The 23959-nt window shown below is 40.5% G+C and carries 23 protein-coding genes and 2 pseudogenes; 14 read left to right on the top strand and 11 right to left on the bottom strand.

Annotated features, from left to right (window positions below; genetic code table 11):
• Positions 1-78: 78 nt before the first annotated feature.
• Positions 79-897, bottom strand: a complete 819-nt coding sequence (locus tag V7K49_RS34100) for a biotin--[acetyl-CoA-carboxylase] ligase (RefSeq protein WP_334864217.1) — start codon at positions 895-897, stop codon at positions 79-81.
• A 77-nt stretch (positions 898-974) separates the two neighbouring features.
• Between V7K49_RS34100 and pgeF the strand changes: the two genes are divergently transcribed.
• Positions 975-1751: a peptidoglycan editing factor PgeF gene (pgeF, locus tag V7K49_RS34095; protein ID WP_334864215.1), complete on the top strand. Its 777-nt coding sequence runs from the start codon at positions 975-977 to the stop codon at positions 1749-1751.
• A gap of 5 nt (positions 1752-1756) precedes the next feature.
• On the opposite strand, the gene V7K49_RS34090 is transcribed toward pgeF, so the two are convergent.
• The 3 genes from V7K49_RS34090 to V7K49_RS34080 all read right to left on the bottom strand — a co-directional run bounded on the left by V7K49_RS34090 (position 1757) and on the right by V7K49_RS34080 (position 4310).
• Positions 1757-2125 (bottom strand): hypothetical protein, encoded by a 369-nt coding sequence (locus tag V7K49_RS34090; protein ID WP_335209643.1) that lies wholly within the window; start codon positions 2123-2125, stop codon positions 1757-1759.
• Between the two features lie 123 nt (positions 2126-2248).
• Entirely contained in the window at positions 2249-2914 is a 666-nt protein-coding gene (locus V7K49_RS34085) for a hypothetical protein (RefSeq protein WP_335209641.1), read from the bottom strand.
• A 7-nt stretch (positions 2915-2921) separates the two neighbouring features.
• Positions 2922-4310 carry an MBOAT family O-acyltransferase gene (locus V7K49_RS34080; RefSeq protein WP_335209640.1) on the bottom strand — a complete coding sequence of 463 codons (1389 nt, stop codon included), beginning with the start codon at positions 4308-4310 and terminating at the stop codon, positions 2922-2924.
• Positions 4311-4759: 449 nt separating this feature from the next.
• Here V7K49_RS34080 and V7K49_RS34075 point away from each other — a divergent pair.
• A pseudogene (locus V7K49_RS34075) lies at positions 4760-4999 on the top strand (winged helix-turn-helix domain-containing protein); the annotation flags it as partial.
• A gap of 215 nt (positions 5000-5214) precedes the next feature.
• Here the strand turns inward: V7K49_RS34075 and V7K49_RS34070 are convergent.
• Both V7K49_RS34070 and csaB read right to left on the bottom strand, forming a co-directional pair.
• Positions 5215-6696 (bottom strand): glycosyltransferase family 87 protein, encoded by a 1482-nt coding sequence (locus V7K49_RS34070; RefSeq protein ID WP_335209638.1) that lies wholly within the window; start codon positions 6694-6696, stop codon positions 5215-5217.
• 276 nt (positions 6697-6972) lie between these two features.
• Complete coding sequence (gene csaB / locus V7K49_RS34065) at positions 6973-8016, bottom strand: polysaccharide pyruvyl transferase CsaB (protein WP_335209637.1); 1044 nt, start codon at positions 8014-8016, stop codon at positions 6973-6975.
• 237 nt (positions 8017-8253) lie between these two features.
• Here csaB and V7K49_RS34060 point away from each other — a divergent pair, with 237 nt between their 5' ends.
• The 4 genes from V7K49_RS34060 to V7K49_RS34045 all read left to right on the top strand — a co-directional run bounded on the left by V7K49_RS34060 (position 8254) and on the right by V7K49_RS34045 (position 10221).
• Positions 8254-8589 (top strand): DUF2499 domain-containing protein, encoded by a 336-nt coding sequence (locus V7K49_RS34060; RefSeq protein ID WP_334864206.1) that lies wholly within the window; start codon positions 8254-8256, stop codon positions 8587-8589.
• Positions 8586-8885, top strand: a complete 300-nt coding sequence (locus V7K49_RS34055; RefSeq protein WP_273768584.1) for a DUF3593 domain-containing protein — start codon at positions 8586-8588, stop codon at positions 8883-8885. The genes V7K49_RS34060 and V7K49_RS34055 overlap by 4 nt, the downstream gene beginning before the upstream one ends.
• Before the next feature lie 54 nt (positions 8886-8939).
• A complete protein-coding gene (gene hisA / locus V7K49_RS34050) occupies positions 8940-9713 on the top strand; it encodes a 1-(5-phosphoribosyl)-5-[(5-phosphoribosylamino)methylideneamino]imidazole-4-carboxamide isomerase (protein ID WP_335209636.1) in 774 nt (257 codons plus the stop codon).
• A 373-nt stretch (positions 9714-10086) separates the two neighbouring features.
• Positions 10087-10221, top strand: a complete 135-nt coding sequence (locus V7K49_RS34045) for a hypothetical protein (protein WP_335209634.1) — start codon at positions 10087-10089, stop codon at positions 10219-10221.
• Between the two features lie 453 nt (positions 10222-10674).
• On the opposite strand, the gene V7K49_RS34040 is transcribed toward V7K49_RS34045, so the two are convergent.
• Both V7K49_RS34040 and V7K49_RS34035 read right to left on the bottom strand, forming a co-directional pair.
• A complete protein-coding gene (locus V7K49_RS34040; protein ID WP_334864202.1) occupies positions 10675-11754 on the bottom strand; it encodes a hypothetical protein in 1080 nt (359 codons plus the stop codon).
• 58 nt (positions 11755-11812) lie between these two features.
• A complete protein-coding gene (locus tag V7K49_RS34035) occupies positions 11813-12796 on the bottom strand; it encodes a hypothetical protein (RefSeq protein ID WP_335209632.1) in 984 nt (327 codons plus the stop codon).
• Between the two features lie 1121 nt (positions 12797-13917).
• Here V7K49_RS34035 and V7K49_RS34030 point away from each other — a divergent pair.
• From V7K49_RS34030 to V7K49_RS34010, 5 genes and pseudogenes are all read left to right on the top strand, one after another.
• Positions 13918-14670, top strand: a complete 753-nt coding sequence (locus V7K49_RS34030) for a winged helix-turn-helix domain-containing protein (RefSeq protein WP_273768578.1) — start codon at positions 13918-13920, stop codon at positions 14668-14670.
• A 53-nt stretch (positions 14671-14723) separates the two neighbouring features.
• Complete coding sequence (locus V7K49_RS34025) at positions 14724-16049, top strand: sensor histidine kinase (protein ID WP_335209631.1); 1326 nt, start codon at positions 14724-14726, stop codon at positions 16047-16049.
• Between the two features lie 28 nt (positions 16050-16077).
• A complete protein-coding gene (phoU, locus tag V7K49_RS34020; RefSeq protein WP_334865635.1) occupies positions 16078-16746 on the top strand; it encodes a phosphate signaling complex protein PhoU in 669 nt (222 codons plus the stop codon).
• A 392-nt stretch (positions 16747-17138) separates the two neighbouring features.
• Positions 17139-17312 (top strand): annotated as a pseudogene (locus tag V7K49_RS34015) (helix-turn-helix domain-containing protein); the annotation flags it as partial.
• Positions 17313-17439: 127 nt separating this feature from the next.
• Positions 17440-19080 carry an iron uptake porin gene (locus tag V7K49_RS34010; protein WP_335209627.1) on the top strand — a complete coding sequence of 547 codons (1641 nt, stop codon included), beginning with the start codon at positions 17440-17442 and terminating at the stop codon, positions 19078-19080.
• A 157-nt stretch (positions 19081-19237) separates the two neighbouring features.
• On the opposite strand, the gene V7K49_RS34005 is transcribed toward V7K49_RS34010, so the two are convergent.
• Complete coding sequence (locus tag V7K49_RS34005) at positions 19238-19498, bottom strand: hypothetical protein (protein WP_334794421.1); 261 nt, start codon at positions 19496-19498, stop codon at positions 19238-19240.
• Between the two features lie 271 nt (positions 19499-19769).
• On the opposite strand from V7K49_RS34005, the gene V7K49_RS34000 reads away from it, so the two are divergent.
• The 3 genes from V7K49_RS34000 (at position 19770) to V7K49_RS33990 (ending at position 22846) form a co-directional block, all read left to right on the top strand.
• On the top strand, positions 19770-20372 hold the full coding sequence (locus V7K49_RS34000; protein WP_335209625.1) for a DUF3318 domain-containing protein: 603 nt from the start codon (positions 19770-19772) through the stop codon (positions 20370-20372).
• A 329-nt stretch (positions 20373-20701) separates the two neighbouring features.
• Positions 20702-22246 (top strand): hypothetical protein, encoded by a 1545-nt coding sequence (locus V7K49_RS33995; protein ID WP_335209623.1) that lies wholly within the window; start codon positions 20702-20704, stop codon positions 22244-22246.
• 402 nt (positions 22247-22648) lie between these two features.
• Positions 22649-22846 (top strand): hypothetical protein, encoded by a 198-nt coding sequence (locus tag V7K49_RS33990; RefSeq protein WP_442939725.1) that lies wholly within the window; start codon positions 22649-22651, stop codon positions 22844-22846.
• Positions 22847-23034: 188 nt separating this feature from the next.
• On the opposite strand, the gene V7K49_RS33985 is transcribed toward V7K49_RS33990, so the two are convergent.
• Positions 23035-23445 (bottom strand): hypothetical protein, encoded by a 411-nt coding sequence (locus V7K49_RS33985; RefSeq protein WP_334794416.1) that lies wholly within the window; start codon positions 23443-23445, stop codon positions 23035-23037.
• A 360-nt stretch (positions 23446-23805) separates the two neighbouring features.
• Complete coding sequence (locus V7K49_RS33980; RefSeq protein WP_442948718.1) at positions 23806-23937, bottom strand: hypothetical protein; 132 nt, start codon at positions 23935-23937, stop codon at positions 23806-23808.
• Positions 23938-23959: the final 22 nt, after the last annotated feature.

The raw sequence follows: 23959 nt of genomic DNA, 5'->3' as shown, positions 1-23959 counted from the left end.
TTGTGTGTAATTAGCCTAAAGAGATGATGCTAGTGGTTTGTCTTGCCCAAAGAGCGAAATTTTGAACAAACCTCAAATTTAAACGGAAGATTTATGGTACCCCAAACTGATTGTACCGGGTTCAATATAAATTTCTGGTGTAATTAGTTCCTTTGTATCATCAGTTTCCAAATCAACTCGTAAATTTCCTTGAGGAGTCACCCCAACTACAGTACCTGAAAGATTATTGACGTACACTTTATCACCCATGTTTGTAAGCAAATCTAAATAGCGAGACAAGAGTATGCTTACTCCTTCTTGACAAAGGCACTCCATACCGGATTCTATTCCCAGTAAGACTGTAGAGGTTAGCATTTCCAGACAAGAAATTGGTCTGAAATCTTGGGAAGCTTGCCACGATTCCAGATTGATTCCAGTTTCGGGTACTGGGTTTGTCCAGTTAACACCAACACCAATTACTGCTTGGGTGATTTGTCCTTTGTTTACTTTGGTTTCTGTCAAAATGCCGCCTAGTTTGCGACCATTTAAAACTAAATCATTGGGCCATTTTATCCCAACATCTACACCGCATTGGCGTAATTGAGACGCAATTCCCCAAGCACTAGCGAAAGTTAACTGGTAGCTGTCAGTAGCCTCTATTTTGTAGTCGAAAGAAATTGCTACCGAAACATATAATCCCCCAACCGGAGAAATCCACTGGCGTCCCCATTGTCCCCGCCCAGCAGATTGCACAGTTGCAATTACTACTGTTCCTGAAATAGCCCCTTGGTTGAGCAAGTTCCAGAGGGTTTGGTTAGTTGAGGAGACACTTTCAAAAAAGTGAAGAGAAAATGGTAAATATGTATACTTACGCCCTGCTTTCAAGGCTGCTTCCAAGTTTTGCAGATTAAATCCCACAGCAGTTAAGCCAAATTCCGTTGTTCAAGTTAGCATTGATTGGCTGATGAGTGATTTCTGTTTAGGTTTGGTTGAAGATGCACACTTGGTACTGGCGCAATTGGGAAGGACTGCCCTATTTAACTTGTAGTATTCTGGAACATTGGGATCACGGCTTCTTTACCCAGCAATTTTGGCCGCGATCGCCACAAGTGATCACAGAAGTATTGCAACCAGCGGCATCAGTCTATCGCTTAAAGCAGGTTCATGGCAATACTGTTCTCACTCCCCAAGAAGTTGAGAGCTTCTTAAGCACTGTTGGGGAGGATTTAGCATCGGCGGATGGTTTAATTAGTGAGCAGCCTCTACAAGCAGTCTGGGTAGCTAGTGCAGATTGTACACCCGTACTGATTGGGGATGTGGTAACTGGACGCGTGGCAGCATTACACGCAGGCTGGCGGGGGACTGCGAAGAAAATTGTTCCCTTGGCGATCGCTCGACTCCAATCTCAAGGCAGCAAACTTGATGATTTGAGAATTGCGATGGGCCCGGCGATCACTGGTGAGGTTTACCAAGTCTCTATCGAAGTGGCTGCCGAAATTGGGGCTAGTATTATACCACATGATGATCAACAAAAAATTATAACTGCATTACATGAGCTACCAAATTCACCTTTGCTGGAAGATCCTAATCCGGGAAAGGTAAAGCTGGATGTCCGGCGAGTGAATACCTTACAACTGGAAAATTTGGGGATTAGTGCAGAACAAGTTGCGATCGCACCTTATTGTACTTTCCAAACTCCAGAGCATTTCTTTTCTTACCGCCGGGAGAAAGAGAAAAGGGTGCAATGGTCTGGAATTGTCAGCTTTGCTTAGTTCAATTATCGATTAGCGTTAGCATACAGATCCTGTACAAATTTGATCATCTTGGGGTTATTTTTCTCCCACACAATTTGATCAGCACGAACGGCAGCAAAATGGGGTTCAATCGTCTCTGGTGTCAGCAGTACTCCAAAATCTGAAGGCACAGTTTCCAGATGGTACTGAAACATTCTGTTCAAAATCAAATCTGCGATTCGATACTGGTAATGAGCACCATCTACGTAATTTTTCATCTCACCACTGATAGACTCTGTGTTGATTTGACTGTAGCCAGAGAAATCCCAAGTTGGAATAATTTTGACAACCTGCCGCTGCCAATCTTTATAAGCTGACGACAATCCAGCTACATGCAAAGCTTGCAACTGCACAGCGTGTGTTGGTGAAAAAAAGACTTTGACAGCGATCTTTCGCTGACGACAGGTATCAATGATTGTCTTAAAGTCCTTGAGCCGCTCATTTGAAATCTGATAGTTTTTATATCGGTCTTCTTGTTACAAGTAGCTGGATATCACTACTTGGAAGTTATTCATCACTCTACTATTATTATTGTCCTGACCTGGAGTTATACCGCTTTGATTTTGCAAGTCTGTCAAGCCAGAGACACCAAGCTTTGAGGCTCTATTTGCAGCTAGGGTGTTCCAACTAGATTCAAAGGCACTCAAAGAAAAAATCGCATTCAAGGCGTCTTGAGTCGTAATTCTGTTTTTTTGCAGTCTGTCTTCAATAAAATCGGGTGCTTTTTTAACACCAACGCCAAAAGAGAAAAAATCTAAGCCAATTATCAACTGTTTCAAGTTAGGCTGATTAATCAAGGCGTGTTGAAAATAAAGTAATTCTTCTTGCATACCTGTTCCCGGTAAGCCTAAGTTATAAGCAGGCTGGGTATTTGCCAAAACTGGATGATTTGGAGATAGCCTGAGTGTGGTAGATGAACCCAGCAGAATTGTTTTCGGCTTAATGCGAGTCACATCTACTGCTTTTGCTAGTCTGGTGTGATCAATTCTTGTGGGTTTTTTCTGATTAACACCCGGCATTATATAAGTGTTGAACACGCCATAGGGGTCTATAAGAATATTAAAGAAACCAACAGCGAAGAGATTGAAAGAAACTAGGGTGAAAAAAATCGAGTTGAATCGCTTATAAGCTTTGATAGTCATACCTGATCTAAAATTGGAAGTAAAGGAACTCAGAGACTTGATTGAGTGATAGTAGACAGTAAAATGCGATCGCAGCCACACCTACCGCCCACCACCACTTAGGTTGAAACCACTGCATAACTTGCTGTGTATTTGGTAGCAAAATAACCCATAGCATTAGTCCCACAAGGATAATCAGCTTGTCTTTACTTGGTATATAAGGGTAACTATGCTGAAACTTCACCCCGAAAGCCGTCAGCCATTGCAGGCTAGTCTGGTATCCTTGTGTTAATGCCAGTCCCTTCATTCCCGCCATTGTCCCTAGCAATTCCACAGCATCATGAATACTTTGAGAGCGAAATAACACCCAGCTAATCATCACAGCAATAAATGTAATTGCCCAAGCCAGGAATTTTGGCAATGGCTTACCGAGTTTGCGCCACCCATGATTGATACAGAGATACAGTCCATGCAGCCCACCCCAGACTAAATATGTCCAGCCTGCACCATGCCATAGTCCACCTAGTAGCATCGTGATCAAAAGATTGATGTAGCGCTGCACTGCCCCCCGACGATTACCGCCAAGAGGGATGTAGAGATAATCACGCAGAAAATTAGAGAGCGTAATGTGCCAGCGACGCCAAAAATCAATAATGGAACTGGCTTTGTAAGGGGAATTAAAGTTAATGGGTAGCTGAATGTTGAGCATCAACCCCAAGCCAATCGCCATATCCGAGTAACCAGAAAAATCGAAGTATAGTTGCAGAGTATAACTAACCGCCCCCACCCAAGCTTCTAAAAAACTGACTGCACTCGCATTGCTAAAAACAGCGTCAACCCAAGGCGCCACAGTGTCAGCAATAATTACTTTCTTAAATAGCCCTAGAGTAAACCACGTCATACCTACAGCTATAGCCTTGTGGGAGAAGACCAGATTTCGCAAGCGATAGAATTGGGGAATTATATCGCTATGATGCAAAATCGGCCCAGCAATTAAGTGCGGAAAAAAACTAACAAATAAGCTATAAGTTAAAAAATCATAATTTTTAGTCTCACCACGGTAAGCATCTACCAAGTAAGCTGTCTGAGTGAAGGTGTAAAACGAAATACCCAGCGGCAGAATGATTTGGGGGATACTCCAGCTCGTGTTGAGTACCTGTTCAACGGAATTCATGAAAAAGTTAGCGTACTTGTAATACACCAGTAGCGCTAGGTTAAAGCAAACACCTGCCCAAAGTAAGTTTTTAGCTTGCTTACTACCGAGAACAGATTTACTGATACGTTTAGCAACTTGATAGTTGATCACAATCGAAATCAACAACAGCGGTAAATAAGCAATACTCCAGTAACTATAGAAGGCTAAAGAAGCAACTACCAACCAGGCTAGAGCGACCTGAGTCAGACGCCATCTAGTCAAGCTGAAAAAGCCGATGAGAGTAATTGGTAAAAAACAAAAAATAAAGGCGTAGGAGTTAAATAGCACTTAAGTGTTAATACGTAACTTTATCAGACTTTGCTTATCTTAAGTTACAGTATACTTCACTATATTGGCACAACATCAGTTGATTCGTTAGGCGCCAGCTTACTCCACCCTCCTCCTGGTAAACTTAATCACCTGTTTTTGGTAACTTACAAAGTTAGATTTCATAACAAAGATGGCGGTCAAAAATTGTGTGCACTGTTAACCCCTCAGCAATCAATACTTCTCGAATAAGGTTTGGTCGTCCTAGATTCAGATCCCTCTGCCTACGGCGACCCGCTTAAAAAGTGGGTAAATGAGGAAATAGCTCAGGAAATAGCTCCCCAATTTATCGAGGGGTTGGGGGTATCTGCAACGACTAATTGCGCTAACCGAGAAGTATTGCAAGTGATTTAGGATATGAATTTGGCATATGGACAGGAGAAAGATTAGCTACATATTTATCAGAGAAAACGGGAATTAAATTAACAGCCTCTCAGGTGAGGAAGATATTATAGCGAAAAAAGTATGTCTATCTCTCTTGCAAGTACGGTCTAGAGGACAGACAAAATCTAGTCAAGAGAAAGGAATTTCAAGAGAAAATTAAGAATTATATATCAATAGCTAAAATGAACCCAAATCATTTTTAGGTATGGTTTTGGGACGAAAGATAAAAAACAAGGGAAATTCTATTTGTGCAATTTAAAAGCGCGACAGCTTATCAAGTCCGATTAATCACTTATGATTACCGGATCTGTGCAAAAATCGGAAAAGCCTCTTTCCTTCTGCTCCCTGCCCCCTGCCCCCTGCGGTCTAAATGATAAGTTTTTGACCGGACATGATATGACCCGTCGAACTCATGTTAAATTGACACGCGATTCAAAGGTTCAAATTTCAGAACATGTTTTTGACGAAGAGAACTAATTGCTAATAGTAAAATACTTAGGGTGATTCCTAAAATTGCATAACTCGGTAGGGCGAAGATAGTTACTTTCATAATATATGGCAATTCCCCTGCTTTCACATTCCAGCGGTAGCGGTTTACTAAAGAGCCGATGAGCCAGCCATGAATGACCGCTGTTTGCACTGCAAGAGCGCAAACTCCTGCTAACCAAACAGACATTCTTTTCCAAGAGAATGTACAATACCTGATCTGATATAGCAAATCATTTAGCAAAAAAACAACAGCAGGTATTAACATCACAGTACTAGTGTACTGTGAATAGTTGATGGCAATACTCAAGCAAGAAACTAGTACCATTTCTGGTAGGTATATTTCTTTTGACCAAGCTGTAAGAGATTGTTGTAGATACCAATACCAACCCACCAAACCAACAAGTATCAAAACAATTAAGTCTGAGAAAAGCTTGGCAATGAATGGGTTCTGGGGAAATAATCTCGGGCCCACGACCATCAAATCGATGCGAGAGATCGAAAGATAGGGACTATTTGATGGAGCATTTAGCCAGAGCGGAAATCCCCGAGACGCATCTGCTAGGAATTGTGTCAAAGAATTGTCCGTCAAGGCTAGACCTAAAAATACTAGAGAAGTTCCTGTGACAACAGATACAAAAACTATAGAAAACCGTCTTTTAAGTAGAAAATACAGAATGAATAATGCAGCTAATGTTGGTTTACAAACGGCAATACCCAAGCAAATTCCGGCTGGAATATCCTGATGTTTTCTAGCCAAGATAAACATCCATAAGATTAGAACTGCAACGAAAATTGCAATATTACCAACTTGAAGATCGCGAACTAAGCCATAAATTAAGGCAACCGAGATTGTGCAAATAGTTTTCAAAGCTCGCGACTTCGACTCTAGCAGGATATTTGCTCCCCATAAGGCCAAACCGATTGCTAATATATGCATCACAATCGAGATTTTAAATGCAGAATTGATCGAAAAATAACCGAGAAACCAGATGAGAGGAATAATATTAGGTGGATAGACAAAGGGTGGAATAAATCCACACCCCTTTGTTTGGTTACAGAAACCTTGGTTAAAAATCTCGGCATTAAAGGGACTCAAATGCTGATGAGCCAATTTACTCGCCACATAAAACCACTTAAAATCCCAGAAGCGTGGATCTGGTTGATTTAGTAAATAAACTAACCAACCTGTATAACAGAGGAATCTTGTAACGACTAATACAATACCTGCTTGGACAATAAAGCTAACAATTGGTTGACGAAAAAATTGCATCAACCGTTGGATTACAGGGGATTTTAAGAATAAAGAATTTTTCCAGACTGCCTTCTCATCATCTAATCGCCAATTATTTTTGAGAACTAAAGCAACTACAATTACTATAAGTAGGTTCCAAAAGCCAAAGCTTATCATCAGAATGATCTCAAGAATTATTTCTATATATTCTACATAATATCGCTGAATTTTCTCGTAAGAAAAGATACTTTAAGATTTTCTTAATCAAGTTAAAAAATTTGAGAATTACTCTTTTCCCGCAACAAGAAGCTGTTTGAAAAGTCGTAGAGTATACCAAAAACCCCACTTCCATTCCTCTCTCCGTTGCCGTTAGGCAAGCAAAGAGAGGCTTTGAAACCCCATTATCTTGTAAAGAAGGCTTGCTCAGAGGGTTAGATTTCTCAGGTTTTGGTCTTAATTATTACAAAAAGCTTGACTCAATAACTCGCGGTGCATTAATGCCCTATCTACTAATGATTGTATTTGCTCAGATGATAGCGGTGAACCGTTAGCGTAATGCTCCATCCAAGTCAGACTAATCAAATTTGGATCATCAGGTAAATTCGCTAAATCCCACCCAGGCATTTTCAAGTCTTCCATGAGGAGATTCACCTTAGGGTCATAACTGAGAGCAAAACAGCGACAACCAACAGCCGCAGCCATAATCAAGCTGTGTAGGCGCATCCCAATTGCCATCTCGACACCGCGAAACACACCTTTCAAAAGTTGCGGATCTTCCAGACACAAAATCTTGCTGACATCTTGAAGTTGGGGTTGAATAGCTTCGGCAATACTTAAATCTTCACTTTTTTGAAACGGCAGTAGTAAAATGAAAGCCTGCGTGGCTTTTTGAAAATCCACCAGAGCACGAGTCAAGTTTGCCAGACGTGCTTGAGTCAGTTGGGGATGCGATCGCAACGTTAGAGCAACTCTCGGCGCAGGTAAATCCCAAAGTCCTGGAACTGGTTTAGATTCCAACGCCCAAACTGGGTCAGGAGCTATAATACAAGGAATTTGCCAATCAGATAATAAAGCAGCACTGGCGCGATCGCGGACACTAACTTTGGTACAATTAGCAAAGGTTTGCCGTGCTAACCAGTTAGTTTGCGGACGCACTAACGGGCCAATACCCTGCGCCCAAGCAACAGTTTTCAAACCCATTTTCTGCGCCAATGCCATCAGTCCCCCATAATAAAATGGGCTGATGGTACTGGTAACATCTTGAATGAGACTGCCGCCGCCCCAAATCAAGGCATCACAAGAGCGTAAAGCTTGCAGTACAGGTAAGGGAGCCATGCGATTGTAGGTTTCTACATTGTAGCGATCGCGCGTTTCCTCTGGATTCCCCGAAAGTACCACAGGCGTAACATCAGGTGGTAACATTTGCAAAAGCGTTGCCAACAAAGCTTCGTCACCACCATTACCTTTACCGTAATATCCAGACAATAACGCCCGCATCTTGACCATTTTGGATTTTAGATTTTGGATTTTAGATTATCAGCTTTTTTCTAAAGAGTTAATGGCATGTCTACCATCCTGCCAACGAAAGATGAATTTTCTTGTGGGAAGATCAAGTTATGGAAAAACAAGAAAATTCCTGACTCCTGTACAGACGAGATTAATCGCGTCTTCTAACTCCTGAATCCTGTACAGACGCGATTAATCGCGTCTCTACTCCCAACTCCTAACTTTCTTATGCACGCTCTATCGATTCCCACCTGGATTATTCATGTTTCTAGCGTTATTGAGTGGATTGTCGCCATTTGGTTAATTTGGACTTATGGCGAACTTACTGGTAATCGCAATTGGTGGGGATTATCCCTTGCCATGTTACCAGCTTTAGTCAGCGCCATGTGTGCCTGTACCTGGCATTATTTTGACAACGCCGAATCTCTAGAATGGCTGGTAACGCTGCAAGCTACCATGACATTAGTTGGTAATTTTACGCTTTGGGCAGCGGCGTTTTTGATTTGGCGTTCTACCAAATCTCCTGACACTGTTGAACCAAAAACTATCAAATCAGAGCAATGATTTCTAAAGAAACCCTATTTGCGCTTTCACTGTTTCCCTACTTGGGTTTCTTGTGGTTTATCAGCCGCAGTCCGCAAATGCCGCGTTTAGCACTGTATGGATTTTACGGCACTCTCGTGTTTGTTGGCGTCACCATCCCGGTGGGGATTTATGCTGTATTGCATTATGGCAAGTCTTTGGCCAATGTAGATTGGTTGCACGGCGGTGCAGAAGTATTTTTGACCCTTTCTAACATCTTGCTTGTAGTGGGTTTTGGGCAAGCTGTAAGGCAATTAAAAATGAAAAATGAAAAATAGTAACTTCAGCTATAGCTAGCGGTTTGATTGCATTGAGTTATGAGGAACAAGTAAATGGATGTAATTCCAGCGATTGATTTACTAGAAGGTCGGTGTGTGCGACTGTATCAGGGAGACTACGATCGCTCGCAAGTTTTTAGCGAAAATCCTGCTGATGTTGCCAAACAGTGGGTAGATCAGGGTGCTACTAGATTACACATAGTTGATTTAGATGGTGCTAAGGCAGGTAAAATAGTAAACCTGGGGGCAATTGAAGCGATCGCTCATGCGGTGTCAGTACCCATTGAAATTGGTGGAGGATTGCGCGATCGCACCAGCGTGCAACAATTATTCAATCTAGGCGTAGAGTGGGCAATTCTCGGAACCATCGCCGTAGAACAACCTCAGCTAGTGCAACAACTGTGTGAAGAGTTTCCTGGACAGATTATTATTGGCATTGATGCGCGTAACGGGCGAGTAGCAACTCGCGGTTGGTTAGAAACCTCAGAAGTTTTAGCAACCCAACTGGCAGTACAAATGCAAGAATTGGGCGCAGCCGCGATCATTTACACAGATATCCACCGAGATGGTACACTCACAGGCCCCAATTTTGAAGCTTTGCAAGAACTTGCAGCGGTAATTTCCATCCCGATAATTGCTTCTGGCGGGGTAAGTTCTGTCACCAATTTGTTGAGTTTATTGGCGTTAGAACCTCAAGGTGTAACTGGTGTGATTGTCGGACGTGCCTTATATACTGGGGATATTTTACTCAAAGAAGCATTACGAGCGATCGGCCCTGGGCGGATTCAGGATATTCCACCCAATCTAGGTTTTTCTACTTTTGCTTGACATTTTCTGTGTATTTGGTAACAAACTCCACACACTGACTCGGAGTATCGAGTCCAGTAGTGGTTTCTTAACCAGTCCGGCTATTTGTTTTAGCTAAACACTGAAGGGTACGGAGGATGAAATGGTTGTGACACTGCAACTGCGCCAGATCGACGTTCAACCAGGGCAGAGTTTGAAGCAATTTTAGAGGAACTTAGCGCAGTAATATTAAGTTTAGTTAAATACTGATAAATGTAGGTTGGGTAGAACGAAATTTTTGGTAATGATCCTCAAGAACGTATTTGTGATTGATAGCATCCTCACCACATAGACGAGTTTTTATTGTCTTTCCTAGTGGAAAATCTAAATACTTAGGTGTTAAGGATTAAGCCGTATGGTCAGTATTCCCGGATATCATCTTACATTACCTATTTTATCCAGCCACCAAGCGATCGCTGACTTATATATTAAGATTTGTATTTATCCTGTTAAAACTGAAGGTTCCTACAGGGGTAACATTATCTACTAACTTTTTTTGGTTAAACTAAAATTTTCTGTGATATATTTCTGTAATCTCCAATACCCGTGGTGTAGATAATATTGTCGTAGATTTAAAAATTTAGTCTTATGTCTACTCAAGAACCAAATTCCAACCAAGCATTTAAGCTAACACAGGCTACCGGAATAAAGAAAAAGAAACCACAACCTCCTCCAGACATCAAAAAACCAAGTAAAACCGAATAAAAAGCGTTATATAGCAATCCTATTTGAGTTGTCAAAACAATCGAACCGCCAAGAGCAGGAGACTTCTGTGCGGGGGTTTTCCCCGTTGAGCAAAGTGTCCGTCGCCAACGCGTAGCGTCTCGTAGAGAAGAGAAGAAAATAAACAGAGAATTTCATAAATCATTTAGAACTGCTATAGTTCCTTGTAGAGACTTAAATTAAATTAAGTCTCTACAATTCTCATCAAAAAGAAATCAGCTTATTTGTTTTTCGCTTGAGTCTTCGCTTGTTCTAAAGCTATTTCTTTGATTGCCTGATATGAATTAACATTTGAAGTACCTTCAATAGCTTTAACTGCCAAATCTTGAACTTGTTTGAGAGCAGATTCAAGTTGTTTAGAAAGATTTTGAATCCGAGTCTCTTGATTAGTAATAGTTTGTTCTAGAGATTGCAGTCTTTGTTCATAGAAACGCTTTTGCCCTTCCACTTCCTTAGAATATAAATCTGATTTTACTTTAGCTTGGTAGTGGGCGATGCCTTTGCCTTCTTCTGTAGCTTTTTTTATAGCTGCTTCTTTGTCTTTCGGAAAAGCCTCTACCTTGGCTTTTAATTCTTCAAATTGTTTCTCTCTCTCAGAAATTGCTTTCTCCCGTTCAGCCCACTGTTTTTCTGTTACTTGTAGTAATTCTTCCAGTTGCTTATATAGTGCTTTCTGCTCTTGTTCATATTCGTCACTTCCCAGTTGGCGCTGGAGTTCTAAATTATATTTATACTCTGATGCATCGCGTTGTCGAGTTTTATTCGAGTTTTCATTCTGTTCTTTTATCGCCCGTTGCTGTTCCTCTTGTTCTTTTCCCCAAGTATTTCTTTGCTCTAGTAGTTCTTGAAATAACACTTCAGAACGCTGGCTATATTCTTCCTGATAAGCTTTAGTATTATTTTCATAAGCTTGGATGAGAGTATCCAAGATATCATCAGAAATTTCCAAATTGTGTAACTGTGCTAATTGTTGAATTTCTTCTTCTAAAGTTCGCCTAATTTCTTCTAATTTAGAAGCTTTTATGGTTAGCTGTTCGGATAATTCATTAGCAGCACTGCCAAAACCTAATTGAATCTTCGCCAAACTTTCAATTGTATTGTTCATCTTTTGTTGGATACTAGAAAGCTGATTCATAGCTGTTTTTTGTTCTAATTGAGGCTGTTCTTTAGTTCCAGACTGGTTTTCTTTGGCAACTTGATCAAGCTCAGATTTTAGCGCTGCTTTTTCTTTATTTAACTCCTCATACGCCTGAAGAATTTCTACTTTAGTATTCTTATCAGTCGGTTTTTTTACCACCACAATAAACCTCCTCTTCAGGAATTAAAAATGATTAAGATACTACACTACAGACTTCTAACTATTTAGGATTAGAATTACCAAAAGCCCTCATAGCTAAGTCTTGTGCTTGTTTTAATGCAGTTTGCAATTGAGCAGAAATGCCTTCTATTTGCTCAGACTGTTTCTTAATTGTTTCTTCCAGAGATAGAATTTTTTGTTCATAACTCTGTTTGTTAGATTCCCATTCTCTTTCAAATAAATCAGCTTCGATTTTAGCTTTTTGGCTTGTTTCTTTAATTGCCTCTTCCCTAGCTTTCTTAACGCTTTCTTCCAGTTCGTTAGGAAATATAGCTACTTTTTGTTGATAGTCTCCAAAGAGTGGTTGGTGTTCAGCGAATAGCTTTTCTCGTTCTGCCCAATCTTTCTCTTTCTTTTGAGAATTTTCTTGTATTTCCCTTTGCTGTTGGCGTTTTCTCGCTTCGTAGCTGTCTGTATTGAGTTTACGAGTAGTTTCTAACTTATACTGAGATTCTTCTTGTTCTTGTTGACGATCTTTGGTTAATAAATCATTATATACTTGAACTTTTTCTTCATACTCTGCTTGTTCTTTTTGCCATTCTTTCCGCCTGATTGTAATTTCTTTTTCTAATGCTTCCCTTTTGCTGATAGTATCTTGTTCTAGGGTTTTTAATTTTTCTTGGTGTTCTTGACTTAAAATGTCTAGAGTATCCGCTATAACTCTAATTTGTTGAAGCTCTTCTAGGCGTTGAGTTTCAATTTCTATAGCTCGGTTTAATTCATCTAACTTAGAGTTTTCCTGAGCTAGTTTTTCAGATAATGCATTTAGAATACTACCAAACTCCAATTGTAAATCAGCTAAACCTTTGACAATACTATCAACTGTATATGCAGAAGCTGCTTGCAGAAGTTCTTGACTTTTTGCCTTATCTGCTTCCTCTTGTTTGGTTGCTATTTTAGATTCCAGCTTTTTTCTTTGAATAATAATTTGTTGAAATGCTTGCAGTAGTTGTTGTTTGCTGTCCTTGACTCCAACTGTAGTCATCTTCCAACTCCCTTCAATAGCAATGATTTATGGGGTAGCAAGCCATACCAAGGACTACCCTATGCAGATATCAGGGTAGCCTTTGAATAAACATTTTTAACGCAGTGGAAATACTGAAATAATCAACATCCGATACTTAGGTAGGGTACGAATTTTCCACGCCTATGTCTTTCTGTTTTTCAGGTATATAACGTTTGATAAATCGATATCTAACCCCCAGCCCCTTCGCTATAAGGCAAGGGGAGTAAGATTCAAAGCCTTTCTCCTAAAAGAAGAGAGCTTGGAGTGTATTCCATACAAACGAGAAGCGCTATAGCTTTCACTAAGCAATATAGTATTTTCGTACTACAAAGAATATACCTAACCTAACCTGCTCTTGTCAAGACAACCCTTCATGCAATTCCGTCACACAACAAAATATGAAAATGTCTTTTTCTATAGCGGTTCCCGCATGGGTAAGGTACAGAAAAAATAATTAACCACAGATGAACACAGATACAAGGTAGGGACACGGCAATGCCTATTGGTGTCAACTTAAGCCAAAACCCTTTTACAAACCTCGTTTCCAGCCAGAGGCTGGAAATGCTGTTCATTGCGGCTCTGCCGCGAGTAAGGAAGGCGGAGCCTAAGAGTAGGCATTCCTAGCCGGAGACTTCTTTTCGAGACAGTCTCTAAAAGCTAGTTCTAGACTGGTTTTAACGTTAAGTTGACACCAATGGGCAATGCCGTGTCCCGACTCGTGTACATCATTCCAATGAAAATCGTTATATCACCTATCACCTGCTCCCTATTGTTACAGCTATTTTCAGGTAAAAAGACCACGCGGTAGGGGCGCAAGGCCTTGCGCCCCTACGACAGATGTGGTTCAAATAGATGAAAACTGCTGTAAGACAGAATGAAGCTATTTAGGAATTTGAATATGCAAAGTCCCTAATTAAAAGACTATTAGAAGCTTGCAGCCACAGTGATTATGATTTAGGAGGGTGCTGTGGTATATATTACTTTTTGTAAAGAAAATCTAAAAGAATAAACCCTAGTAGAAGCACGGTTGCACTAAGGCGACATAATAGATTAAATCATTCTAATTGATACAAGCACAGTCCTAGACTTTTGTGATATCAATGTATACCAGTGAATCGACTAAATATTCTGCCACAACGGACATTGGACAAACCAGCCGTATTCTAGTAGTAGAAGATGAAGAATTAATCCAGGAAATGCTAGCTGTAGCCCTGGAAGAGGAAGGTTACCGGGTGATAACTGCCCCCGATGGGCGGTCTGCTATAGAGTATCTCAAAAGTTTTGAAACCAACTCAGGGGAACTTCCCTTTGATCTGATCATTCTTGATTTGATGCTGCCTCAAATCAATGGGCTAGATATTTGCCGTTTGCTACGTCATCAAGGAAACCCAGTACCTATTTTAATGCTCAGTGCTAAGGGTAGTGAAACTGACCGTGTTCTGGGGTTAGAGGTGGGAGCAGATGACTACCTGACCAAACCCTTTAGTATGCGCGAGTTAGTGGCTCGTTGTCGCGCTTTACTCCGCCGCCAACGTCTAAGTAATTTACCACAACTACCAGTATTAAAATTCAAGGATGTCACCTTGAATCCCCAAGAATGTCGCGTGCTGGTTCGTGGTCAAGAGGTGAATCTTTCTCCCAAAGAGTTCCGCCTGCTGGAACTGTTTATGAGTTATGCCCGTAGGGTATGGTCACGAGAACAATTGCTCGACCAGGTTTGGGGGCCAGATTTCGTCGGCGATAGTAAAACCGTAGACGTTCACATTCGGTGGTTGCGCGAAAAATTAGAGCAAGACCCCAGTCATCCCGAATATATTGTGACTGTCCGAGGTTTTGGCTATAGGTTTGGATAATTAGTTTGGATAGTTGTTAGTTTTTAGTAGTCACGAAGAAACTAACAACTCAAATGCTTTTATTGGGATTTTTTCTGGGTTTAGCGGTAGGCATTGGGTTTTGGGTTTGGCAACAGGTTCAACTTAATCGCTACCTGGGGCGCTTACGCTTACTCCGACCGTTAACCTCGCATTCTGACAAGATGGGACTGCTGCTATTTCCTGCGTTACGGCAGGAAATAGCGATGGTGAAACAGCAGCGGCAAGATTTGCAGCAGTCGTTGCAAACTTACCAAGACCTACTAGATTTTGCACCAGTGGGATATTTGCAACTGGATGAAGAAAATCAACTACTGTGGTGCAATCAGCAGGCGCAGGAAATTTTGTATCTGCAAAGGTGGCAACCAGAACAAGTACGCTTGTTACTAGAGTTGGTAAGGTCTTACGAACTTGACCATTTAATTGAGCAAACTCGTGACCGGCAAAAACCACAGACGCGAGAATGGATATTTCATCCATCTTGTGATGATGCGGCAGAAATGGCAACAATAAAATCTTTGGCTTTGCGGGCGTCTAGCTTGCCTTTACCCAATGGACAAGTGGGAGTCTTTTTAGAAAATCGTCAACCCCTATTAGATATAAATCAAATACGCGATCGCTCTTTTTCTGATCTAGCACACGAACTCAGAACGCCGCTAACATCGATTCGCTTGGTTGTAGAAACGCTACAAATCCGCTTGGAACCACCTTTAGATCGCTGGGTTAACCGCCTAATGCAAGAAGTTGATCGGCTGATTAACTTGGTGCAAAGCTGGTTAGAACTTACCCAAATGGAAGCAAACCCAAATATGCAATTGCAAGCCAAAGCTGTAGAATTGCGATCGCTAATTGCATCTGTTTGGGAAACACTAGAACCCTTGGCACAGCGTCAACATTTATCTCTTGCTTATTCTGGCTTAGAAAATCTTTGGATTAAGGCAGATGAAGCCCGTATTTACCAGGTTTTTCTCAACTTGCTAGACAATAGCATTAAGTACAGTCCTCCTGGTACAAGTATTCACGTTGAAACAAAAATCTTATCAACAAAGGATAATGATCGGGCTTCCCCAATCCTGGAAATAAATCTGATCGATTCTGGAGTCGGGTTTTCTGAGGCAGATTTACCCCACGTTTTTGAGCGATTTTATCGAGGAGATAAAGCGCGAACCCATTTACCCCAAGATAGTAACTCCATAGGGGCGATCGTTGGCAATGGTTTAGGTTTAGCGATCGTTGAGCAAATTCTTCTCGCCCACGGTGGTTCAATCAAAGCTATGAACCATCCAGAAACTGGCGGTGCGTGGATGCAACTCCAATTTCATGAAGTTATGGCAAACTCCTTAAGCCAAGACTATAGTTAATAATATCTTCACGTTTGAGACAACAAGTGTGAAAGCTGTCGATTATACTCCGAATCCTCAAAGACCCCAACTCGCACGCGCCATTAGGCGCTTAGAACGGGATGTATTACGCATGGGTGCTTTGGTAGAACAATCATTTCGCCTCAGCCACCAAGCGTTATTTGCTCGTAACTTAACAGTAGCTGAGGAACTTCCCCGATTAGATAAAAAGATTGATCGCTTTTATAGACAAATAGAATCAGACTGTACGGCGATTATGACGCTGCAAGCGCCTACAGCACAAGATTTGCGTTGCTTGAGTGCCTTTATGCAGTTGGTGCGAGACTTAGAGCGCATTGGCGATTATGCTGAGGATTTAGCTGAGATTGCGATTAAAATTTTTCCTTATGCGCCTCATACGTGTTTGCCAGAGATTGAAGCTATGTCCCTTCACGCGCAGGCGATGCTAGCAACTAGCTTGAAGGCTTTGGGAGATTTCGATGAGGCTGGTGGACGCCGTTTAAAGCACCTAGATGATACTGTAGACGATGCCTACGATCGCGTTTATCAGACTTTAGCTCAACAACGCGATGTGCCAGGGGTAGTCGAGCCAATTGTGCTGCTGGCACTGGCAATTCGTTGTCTGGAACGCATGGCAGATCATGCCACTAATATTGGTCAGAGGGTAGCATATATTGTCACCGGTCAACGCTCTTAATTGACGTGCTGCCCAGATCCCTGACTTCTTGAAGAAGTCGGGGATCTAAATCCAGCTTAAGTAAGTGCCATTTCACCCTATATCTTCATAATTATTTGCGCCTACATACTTACTCAGTCTTCAAAAAATACCAAATTATTAAAAATAAGTTAACTAAATATTTTACTAAAAGCTTACCTTTTCTTAAACTTGCACAATTAAAGTAACAGATAAATAACTGAAAAGTTTCGGTCTATCTCACTGATAGATACCTTAAACCAGAAGTTATTGCCATGAAAAGATTTGGAGTTAGTCCCTAGCTCTGATTTAGAAGAATACACCTTCAGATATACAGGTAAATTTTGATTCAAATCATTAGAGTTTCTTAATCATTGTAAATAGCGAGATTCCCTGATAATAATGTTACCCATCAAGATATTGCTGAAGTGTTAAATACCACACGAGTAACAGTTACCCGACTCCTACAACAGTTGGAGGAAGAAGGAACAGTTTTACGTCACAAACGCCGCATTATTTTGCGCTTACCAAATAAATTAATTGAAAATTATAGTTCAGCACTATATTAAATGACTTGTATTTATCACAGCATAAAGGTATAATCCGGACTGTGATTGTGTGTAAAATTCCTGAAAGTAAAGTGTTATAAGCATTTTACGATGATTGGATTAGTAGGTGTGAGTGAGACTAAAAAACATGACAAAACGATTCTGGAATCTTTTTAAGGTTAGTCCGGTTCTTCTAGCTGCTACATTTTTCGTTGCGAATAGTACTTTAGCCGCTGAAGTCAACGAACAGGTAACAAATGTTGCCCAGTTATCTGAAGCTCAAGACTCTAACAGCATGAGTCAGGTAACATCAGTTTCGCAATTTTCGGATGTGCAGCCCACAGATTGGGCATTCCAAGCTTTACAATCCCTAGTTGAGCGCTACGGCTGTATTGCAGGTTATCCCAACAGTACGTATCGTGGGAACCGGGCTATGACCCGTTATGAATTTGCCGCAGGTTTGAATGCCTGTTTAGATCGGGTTAACGAACTGATTGCTACAGCTACTGCCGATTTGGTCAGCAAACAAGACCTAGCTACTTTACAGCGCTTACAAGAAGAATTTTCTGCTGAACTAGCAACCCTGCGCGGTCGTGTCGATGGACTAGAAGCTCGCACTTCTGAGTTGGAAGCCAATCAGTTCTCCACTACTACCAAGTTGGTTGGAGAAGCAGTTTTCGCCGTGTCTGATGTTTTTGGTAACAATAGAGCAGTTCCTGGTGGTAATCCGACTCAAGACTTGGATTCTAACACCACTTTTTCTGACCGCGTTCGTTTGAACTTGTTGAGCAGTTTCACTGGTAAAGACCAGTTGCAAATTCGTCTGAATGCTAACAATACCATCTCTAATGCTGGTGTGAGCGGTACTAACATGACCCGCTTGGCCTTTGACGGTAATAACAACAACTCTGTTGTAATCGATAAAATCAATTATGCTTTCAACTTTAATAATGCAGTGCGTGTCAAAGTTGATGCTAGTGGTGCTGAGTTATACGAAAACGTTAATACCTTCAACCCTGACTTTGCTAGCTCTGCTAGAGGTGCTCTCTCCCGCTATGGACGTTTCAGCCCCATATATCGTCAAGGTCAAGGTGGCGCTGGTTTGACTGTTACCTTCAATCCTAATGGCCCTATCAGCTTGACTGGTGCTTATATAGCTAGGACTGCTAATGACCCTACCCTTAATAATGGGCTGTTGGATGGTGATAACGCTATATTTGGTCAGTTATCTTTCCAACCCACCAAAGCCTTTAACATTGGTCTAACCTACGCCCGCACTTATCAAACTAATCTTGTTAACAATAATGTTAACAACAACCTTTTCCAAGGTACAGGTAGTACTTTTGCCAACAATCCCTTTGGGAATAACACTCGTACCGAATCCAATAACTACGGTGTAGAAGCTACCTTCCAATTTAGCAAGTTGGCTATTAGTGGTTGGGGAGGTTATACAACTGCTGATGCTATTACTGGTGCTAATGCAGGTACAGACGCAGATTTTTGGTACTGGGCCGGATCGCTTGCTTTGAGAGACTTTGGTGGAAAAGGCAACGTCTTAGGTGTTATTTTTGGTCAACCACCCAGAGTTACTGGTGGTAGCATAAAAAATGTCGCCGGCAATACTAACTTAGATGACGATACATCTTATCACTTAGAGGGTCTTTATAAGTTCAAGGTTTCCGATAATATTCAAGTCACTCCTGGCTTGTTGGTAATCTTCAATCCAGAGCATAACGATGCTAACGACACTGAATACGTAGGCACTCTACGTACCACCTTTACTTTCTAAAATCGGTGATGTAAACAAAGCTCAGAATTAGGTCAGCAAAAGCCCACTTTAAAGTGGGCTTTTGTTTGTTACTCACGCTGATTAATAACAGTCTAAAATGCAGTTAGATTTTGTTCCTCAAACAAGTAGAGTTTTATAAGTTATTTAATCCACTTTCCTATGTGGGATTATAATCTGGCTGATTAGATATATCTATTGGGGGGCGATCGCTACTCCAAGCCCACCATACAGAACCACAGTGACAATAGTAGAACTCTTGCCATTTGCGACGACGATCTTCTGTAAGTACAGGCGATCGCCGATTTAGCCAAACTTTTTCAGCTTCTCGGCTACTTGAGTGGCAGCTAGGACAGCAAAACTTATAGGCATGTATTGCCTTATTCGTCCATTCAGGCGGGAGGGTAGCAAAAACGTCCATGTATTTACAAGTATAGTCTCAATGGTTATCCAAAACTTTGAGGTTTTTAACTTGGGGGCAAACCGACACCATAAAATCCCGTCACACTATCAAACTGCTTAATCAATATTTTTATGGCTTTGTCTGGTCTATTCACAAATCGGAATTTGTAGAGGTTTTCAACAATAGAACAGTTATTTTTCAAGACTGCTAAAGTATGTCATAAATCAAAGGTTAACACGAATGGTAACTAAAATAGTTACCATGCACATTATGGCTAATAATTAAATTTATGGAGCCAAATGTTGAAATTCGCCGTTTGTTAGATGTGATGCCTGCTTCTGGTCGAATGACGACAAAAGTCGTTAGTAAGCCAGAGCAGGCAAAAGTGATTGACGCCTCCTTTCCCCAACCCTGGAATCAGGCGCGACCGATATATATTAATTTTGATTTGTGGCGTCGCTTGACAAAGCCGCAACGAGACTTGCTGCTGTTGCAGATGGTTAGCTGGTTGACGGGGGTGAAGTGGTTTAAAGCCGACATTTATCAAGGTGTGCTGTTAGCGGGGCTGTTAGGCGGATTTTTGGAAGTAGCACAGTCAGATGTGGTGGGTGTAGCCGTAGCTGGGGGATTAAGTGCGATCGCTGCTTTTCGGATTTGGCGTACTAACAAATCTCAAGAGTCAGAGTTAAATGCTGATGCAGCAGCAATTCAGATAGCACAGCGGCGCGGTTATTCAGAAGTTGAAGCAGCACAGCATCTGTTATCTGCAATTGAAGCAGTAGCCAAAATTGAAGGGCGTTCTGGTTTAAATTTTACTGAGTTGATTCGTTGCCAAAACTTACGAGCGATCGCAGGTTTGTCACCAGTGGGTATGCCAGAAAGTTATAAGTAGAAGTTAAGAGGTAGGAGGTAAAAGCCGCTCCCTGAGGTGATTTCACTGGTCGAGATTTTACGTTTAATTATGTCTACCTACTTAACAAGTAGAAATAAACGTCTTTCCGAACCAAGGTCAACCGATTGTATATAGCAGTCCTAAATGATTTACGAAATTCTCTGTTTCTTTTCTTCTCTTCTCTACGAGACGCTTTGCGTTCACGTATTGTCTGGTAGAGAAGCCACCTTCTCTACCAGACCAGAGGCGTTGGCGGTTCGATAGTTTTCACAACTCATTTAGGATTGCTATATAACTTTGATCCAAATAAATTTCATTTTTAACTAACAATGTTAAACGAAAAAATTATCAAATATACTTCAAAAGTATCTTTTCATTCTCCTTGGTTTATTATCATTGTTTTTTCAACTTTTGGTTTAATAGGTATTCTCAACCATTCGATGTGGAGAGATGAACTAAATCCCTGGCTTATTGTCAGAGATAGTAAATCTTTAGGGGATTTAGTTGCAAATATCCATTATGAAGGTCATCCTGTTCTATGGTATTTTTCTCTGGCACTTATGAGAAAAATAGTGGATAACCCTATTATTATGCAAATTTTTCATTTGGCAATTACTGTTGTTTCAGTTACTGTTTTTTGCCTATATAGCCCTTTTAACTATCAACAAAAGTTTCTGTTTTCCTTTGGTTTCTTTCCTTTTTATGAATATCTTTTAATTTCTCGAAACTATGCCTTTAGTATGTTGTTTATTTTTTCTTTTTGTACAATTTTCTCATCGAGAAAAATAACTTATGCTTATTTGGCCATTTTATTGGGTTTACTAGCAAATAGTAGTGCTTATGGTTTGCTCGTATCATTTTCTTTATTATTGACTTTGCTAGCTGAATTCAGTTTTGATAGTGAACATCGCCAGCAGTATTTTAGTCAAAGCCAAAAATACGACTTATTTTTAAGTATTTTAATTATCATATTTTCTTTTATTTTATCCATTTATATTATTACTCCTCCGACAGATAGTTATCTTTATGGTGGGTTAAATAATGGTTGGGTAATACAATTAGATATCCGTCATTTATTGAAAAGCATCGGTAGAATATTTGGTAGTTATTTATTAATTATTCCTCAACACAAAAGATGGCTAGATTTAATTGTTTGTACGATAATTGCTCTCTTTCTTGTAATCTTAACCCTGATTAAATTATCTAAAAAGCCAATTCCTTTCTTTTTCTACATTATAGGAAATTGTATAATATTTGCCTTTACATACTTTAGATTTATAGGTATGCCTCGGCATTTTGGACATTTCTATTTAGTTCTAATAGCGGCTTTATGGCTGGGAAGTTATTATCAAGACTCTAGAGTTTTACTCAATAAGTTTTCTGTTCGTCCAAATTCAATTACATTTGTTCAGAAATGGCATCATATCGCTTTGATGCTAATTCTTTATGTCCAGTTTTTAGGAGGTATTTATAGTTTTTCAAGAGATTTAGTTGTACCATTTTCTGCCAGTCGCGAAACATCTCAATATCTTCAAAAAGCTAGGTTAGATAATGAGTTTATTGTTGCTAGTCGAGATGCAAATATGGCTCCTTTATCGGGTTATCTCAATCGAAAGTTTTACTATCCTGAGCTGCAAAAAATGGGAAGTTTTACCCTATTTAAAAAAGGTCGTCAAGATGTTGAAGAAACTGAAATATTAAGCCAAATTAATTCTCTACTCAAAAATAAAGATGACCAAAAGAAAATTTTGCTGATTTTAAATAAAAAACTAAATGTTAACCGCAATGACTTGAAGATTGTTCCGATCAAACATTTTAAGAGAGGCTGGGTGGATAGTGAACGATATTATCTTTATTGGGTAGATGAAGCATAAAGATAATGCGCTACAGAATTTTTATATTCTTAGGCAGATTGCAGCAATCTTATAGCAAAAGATATTTCATTAAAGCTACAGCAAGGAACTAATCCTGCTCTGTTGGGCATTTTACAGTCCTGTTCTGTCTTAGAAACTAAAGGCTTGATTGTTATACAAGCAACATGTATCGCCAAAACACCCCAGAAATAAAGCTTTTACGTCCTTTGACCTAGCTTGCCACCACTGATAACTAGCTGCAACGCGTGAGGCTAATCTACACTGGAATAAGAGAATGTATGTTTAACTGACTTAGGTGTCAGAGAGTGAGGAGTTTTGTCATACCTTCTCGGTGTTGGTTATGAAGTGCTTACCTCGTGTGGTAAAACTTAACTTAAATTCTGTCAGTTACTAACGGAGTTGATGGGAATGGGTAACTTTATTTTTTTTGTCTTGATAGTAGTTTACGGAGGCGGCGTTTGGAAGTTTTGGAATGGGTTTGGGCGGACTAATTTTAATCCAACTTTGACCAATCGCATTGGTTTAGCTTTGCTATGGCCAGCTTTGTTTATTACAAATCAATCCTATCGTCGAAACTTTAGAAAGGCGTTGAAGGGCTAGAGTTTACTATTAAGTCTAACGTCATCTGTTATTGACGGTGGCATATATCTCAATATAAATCTAACCCCCCAACCTCCCTTCCCTACTAGGGAAGAGAGGTTGGGTTTGCTCCTTTTAGGAAGCAGAGGAATTAGGGAGGGATAAGTTCGTTAACGGTTGGAAAGTATTTCGGCTGATTAATTTAGGAATTATTTGTGATTGGTTAATAGATGGATTGCTCCACCTACAGCTGCACCATCAATAGCATTGCCAACGGTATGTCTACCATCACCAGTAACTGCGCCAGTCAATGCGCCAGCCCCTGCACCGACTCCAACATCTTGAACAGCGCTCCGGCGATTGTGATTGCGATACCGATGCTTTCTCAGACCATTTGCACCATTGACAGCTGCACCAGTGACACCACCTTTTGCAGCATTGCCTAATACACTACCATGTCCCCTAACAGCTCCTGTTACTACATTGGTAACAGCCCCGATACCTACATCTCTTAGTACTTGGTCATCAGCAGCAGCTGGTTTTGCTGGAACTAGGGTTACACCAGCTAAACTGGCAGCCATGAGGCTGGGTAGAAGTGTGCGCTTGAGGATATTATTCATTGTGTTACCTTCTCAAAACATCAAACAATTGGCTAAAAACCAAAGTTACTAGAGTCGGATAAAATCTTAATTTTTTTATCTGAACAACAGCAACTATTTATTGTTCGAGTACATATGTATAATAATCGCATTTGCAAAGTCATAACTGCATCCACTGAAAGCATGAATATAGATTCAGTCTAGAGAAGGCCTTGCTGATTTCTTCAGCAATGCCGGGGATTACATATTGACAAAAACACTCAAAGATGCAGAAAATATTTTTCGGTATGAAAGTTGCATTTTTTCATTACTAGCAAGGGATTTCTGATGATCTACCGCATAGTGTTTACCCTATCTATCTAAAGATAGTTGCCAAAATAATTAAACTAACTCATCAGGGTTAATGTTTAATTCTCTTAGTTTAGCAGCCAAGCGTTCTGCTCGTGCTTCTGCTTGCTGCGATCGCTCCCATCCTGTTTGTAGCAAATTACCCTGATTATCCCACCAGCGCAACCAGGGTAATTCTAGATTTTGA

The organism is Nostoc sp. (genome assembly GCF_036919675.1).
Lineage (GTDB): Bacteria > Cyanobacteriota > Cyanobacteriia > Cyanobacteriales > Nostocaceae > Nostoc.
The sequence above is the reverse complement of the archived record's forward strand: the minus strand, read 5'-3'. Positions and strand labels throughout refer to the sequence as shown.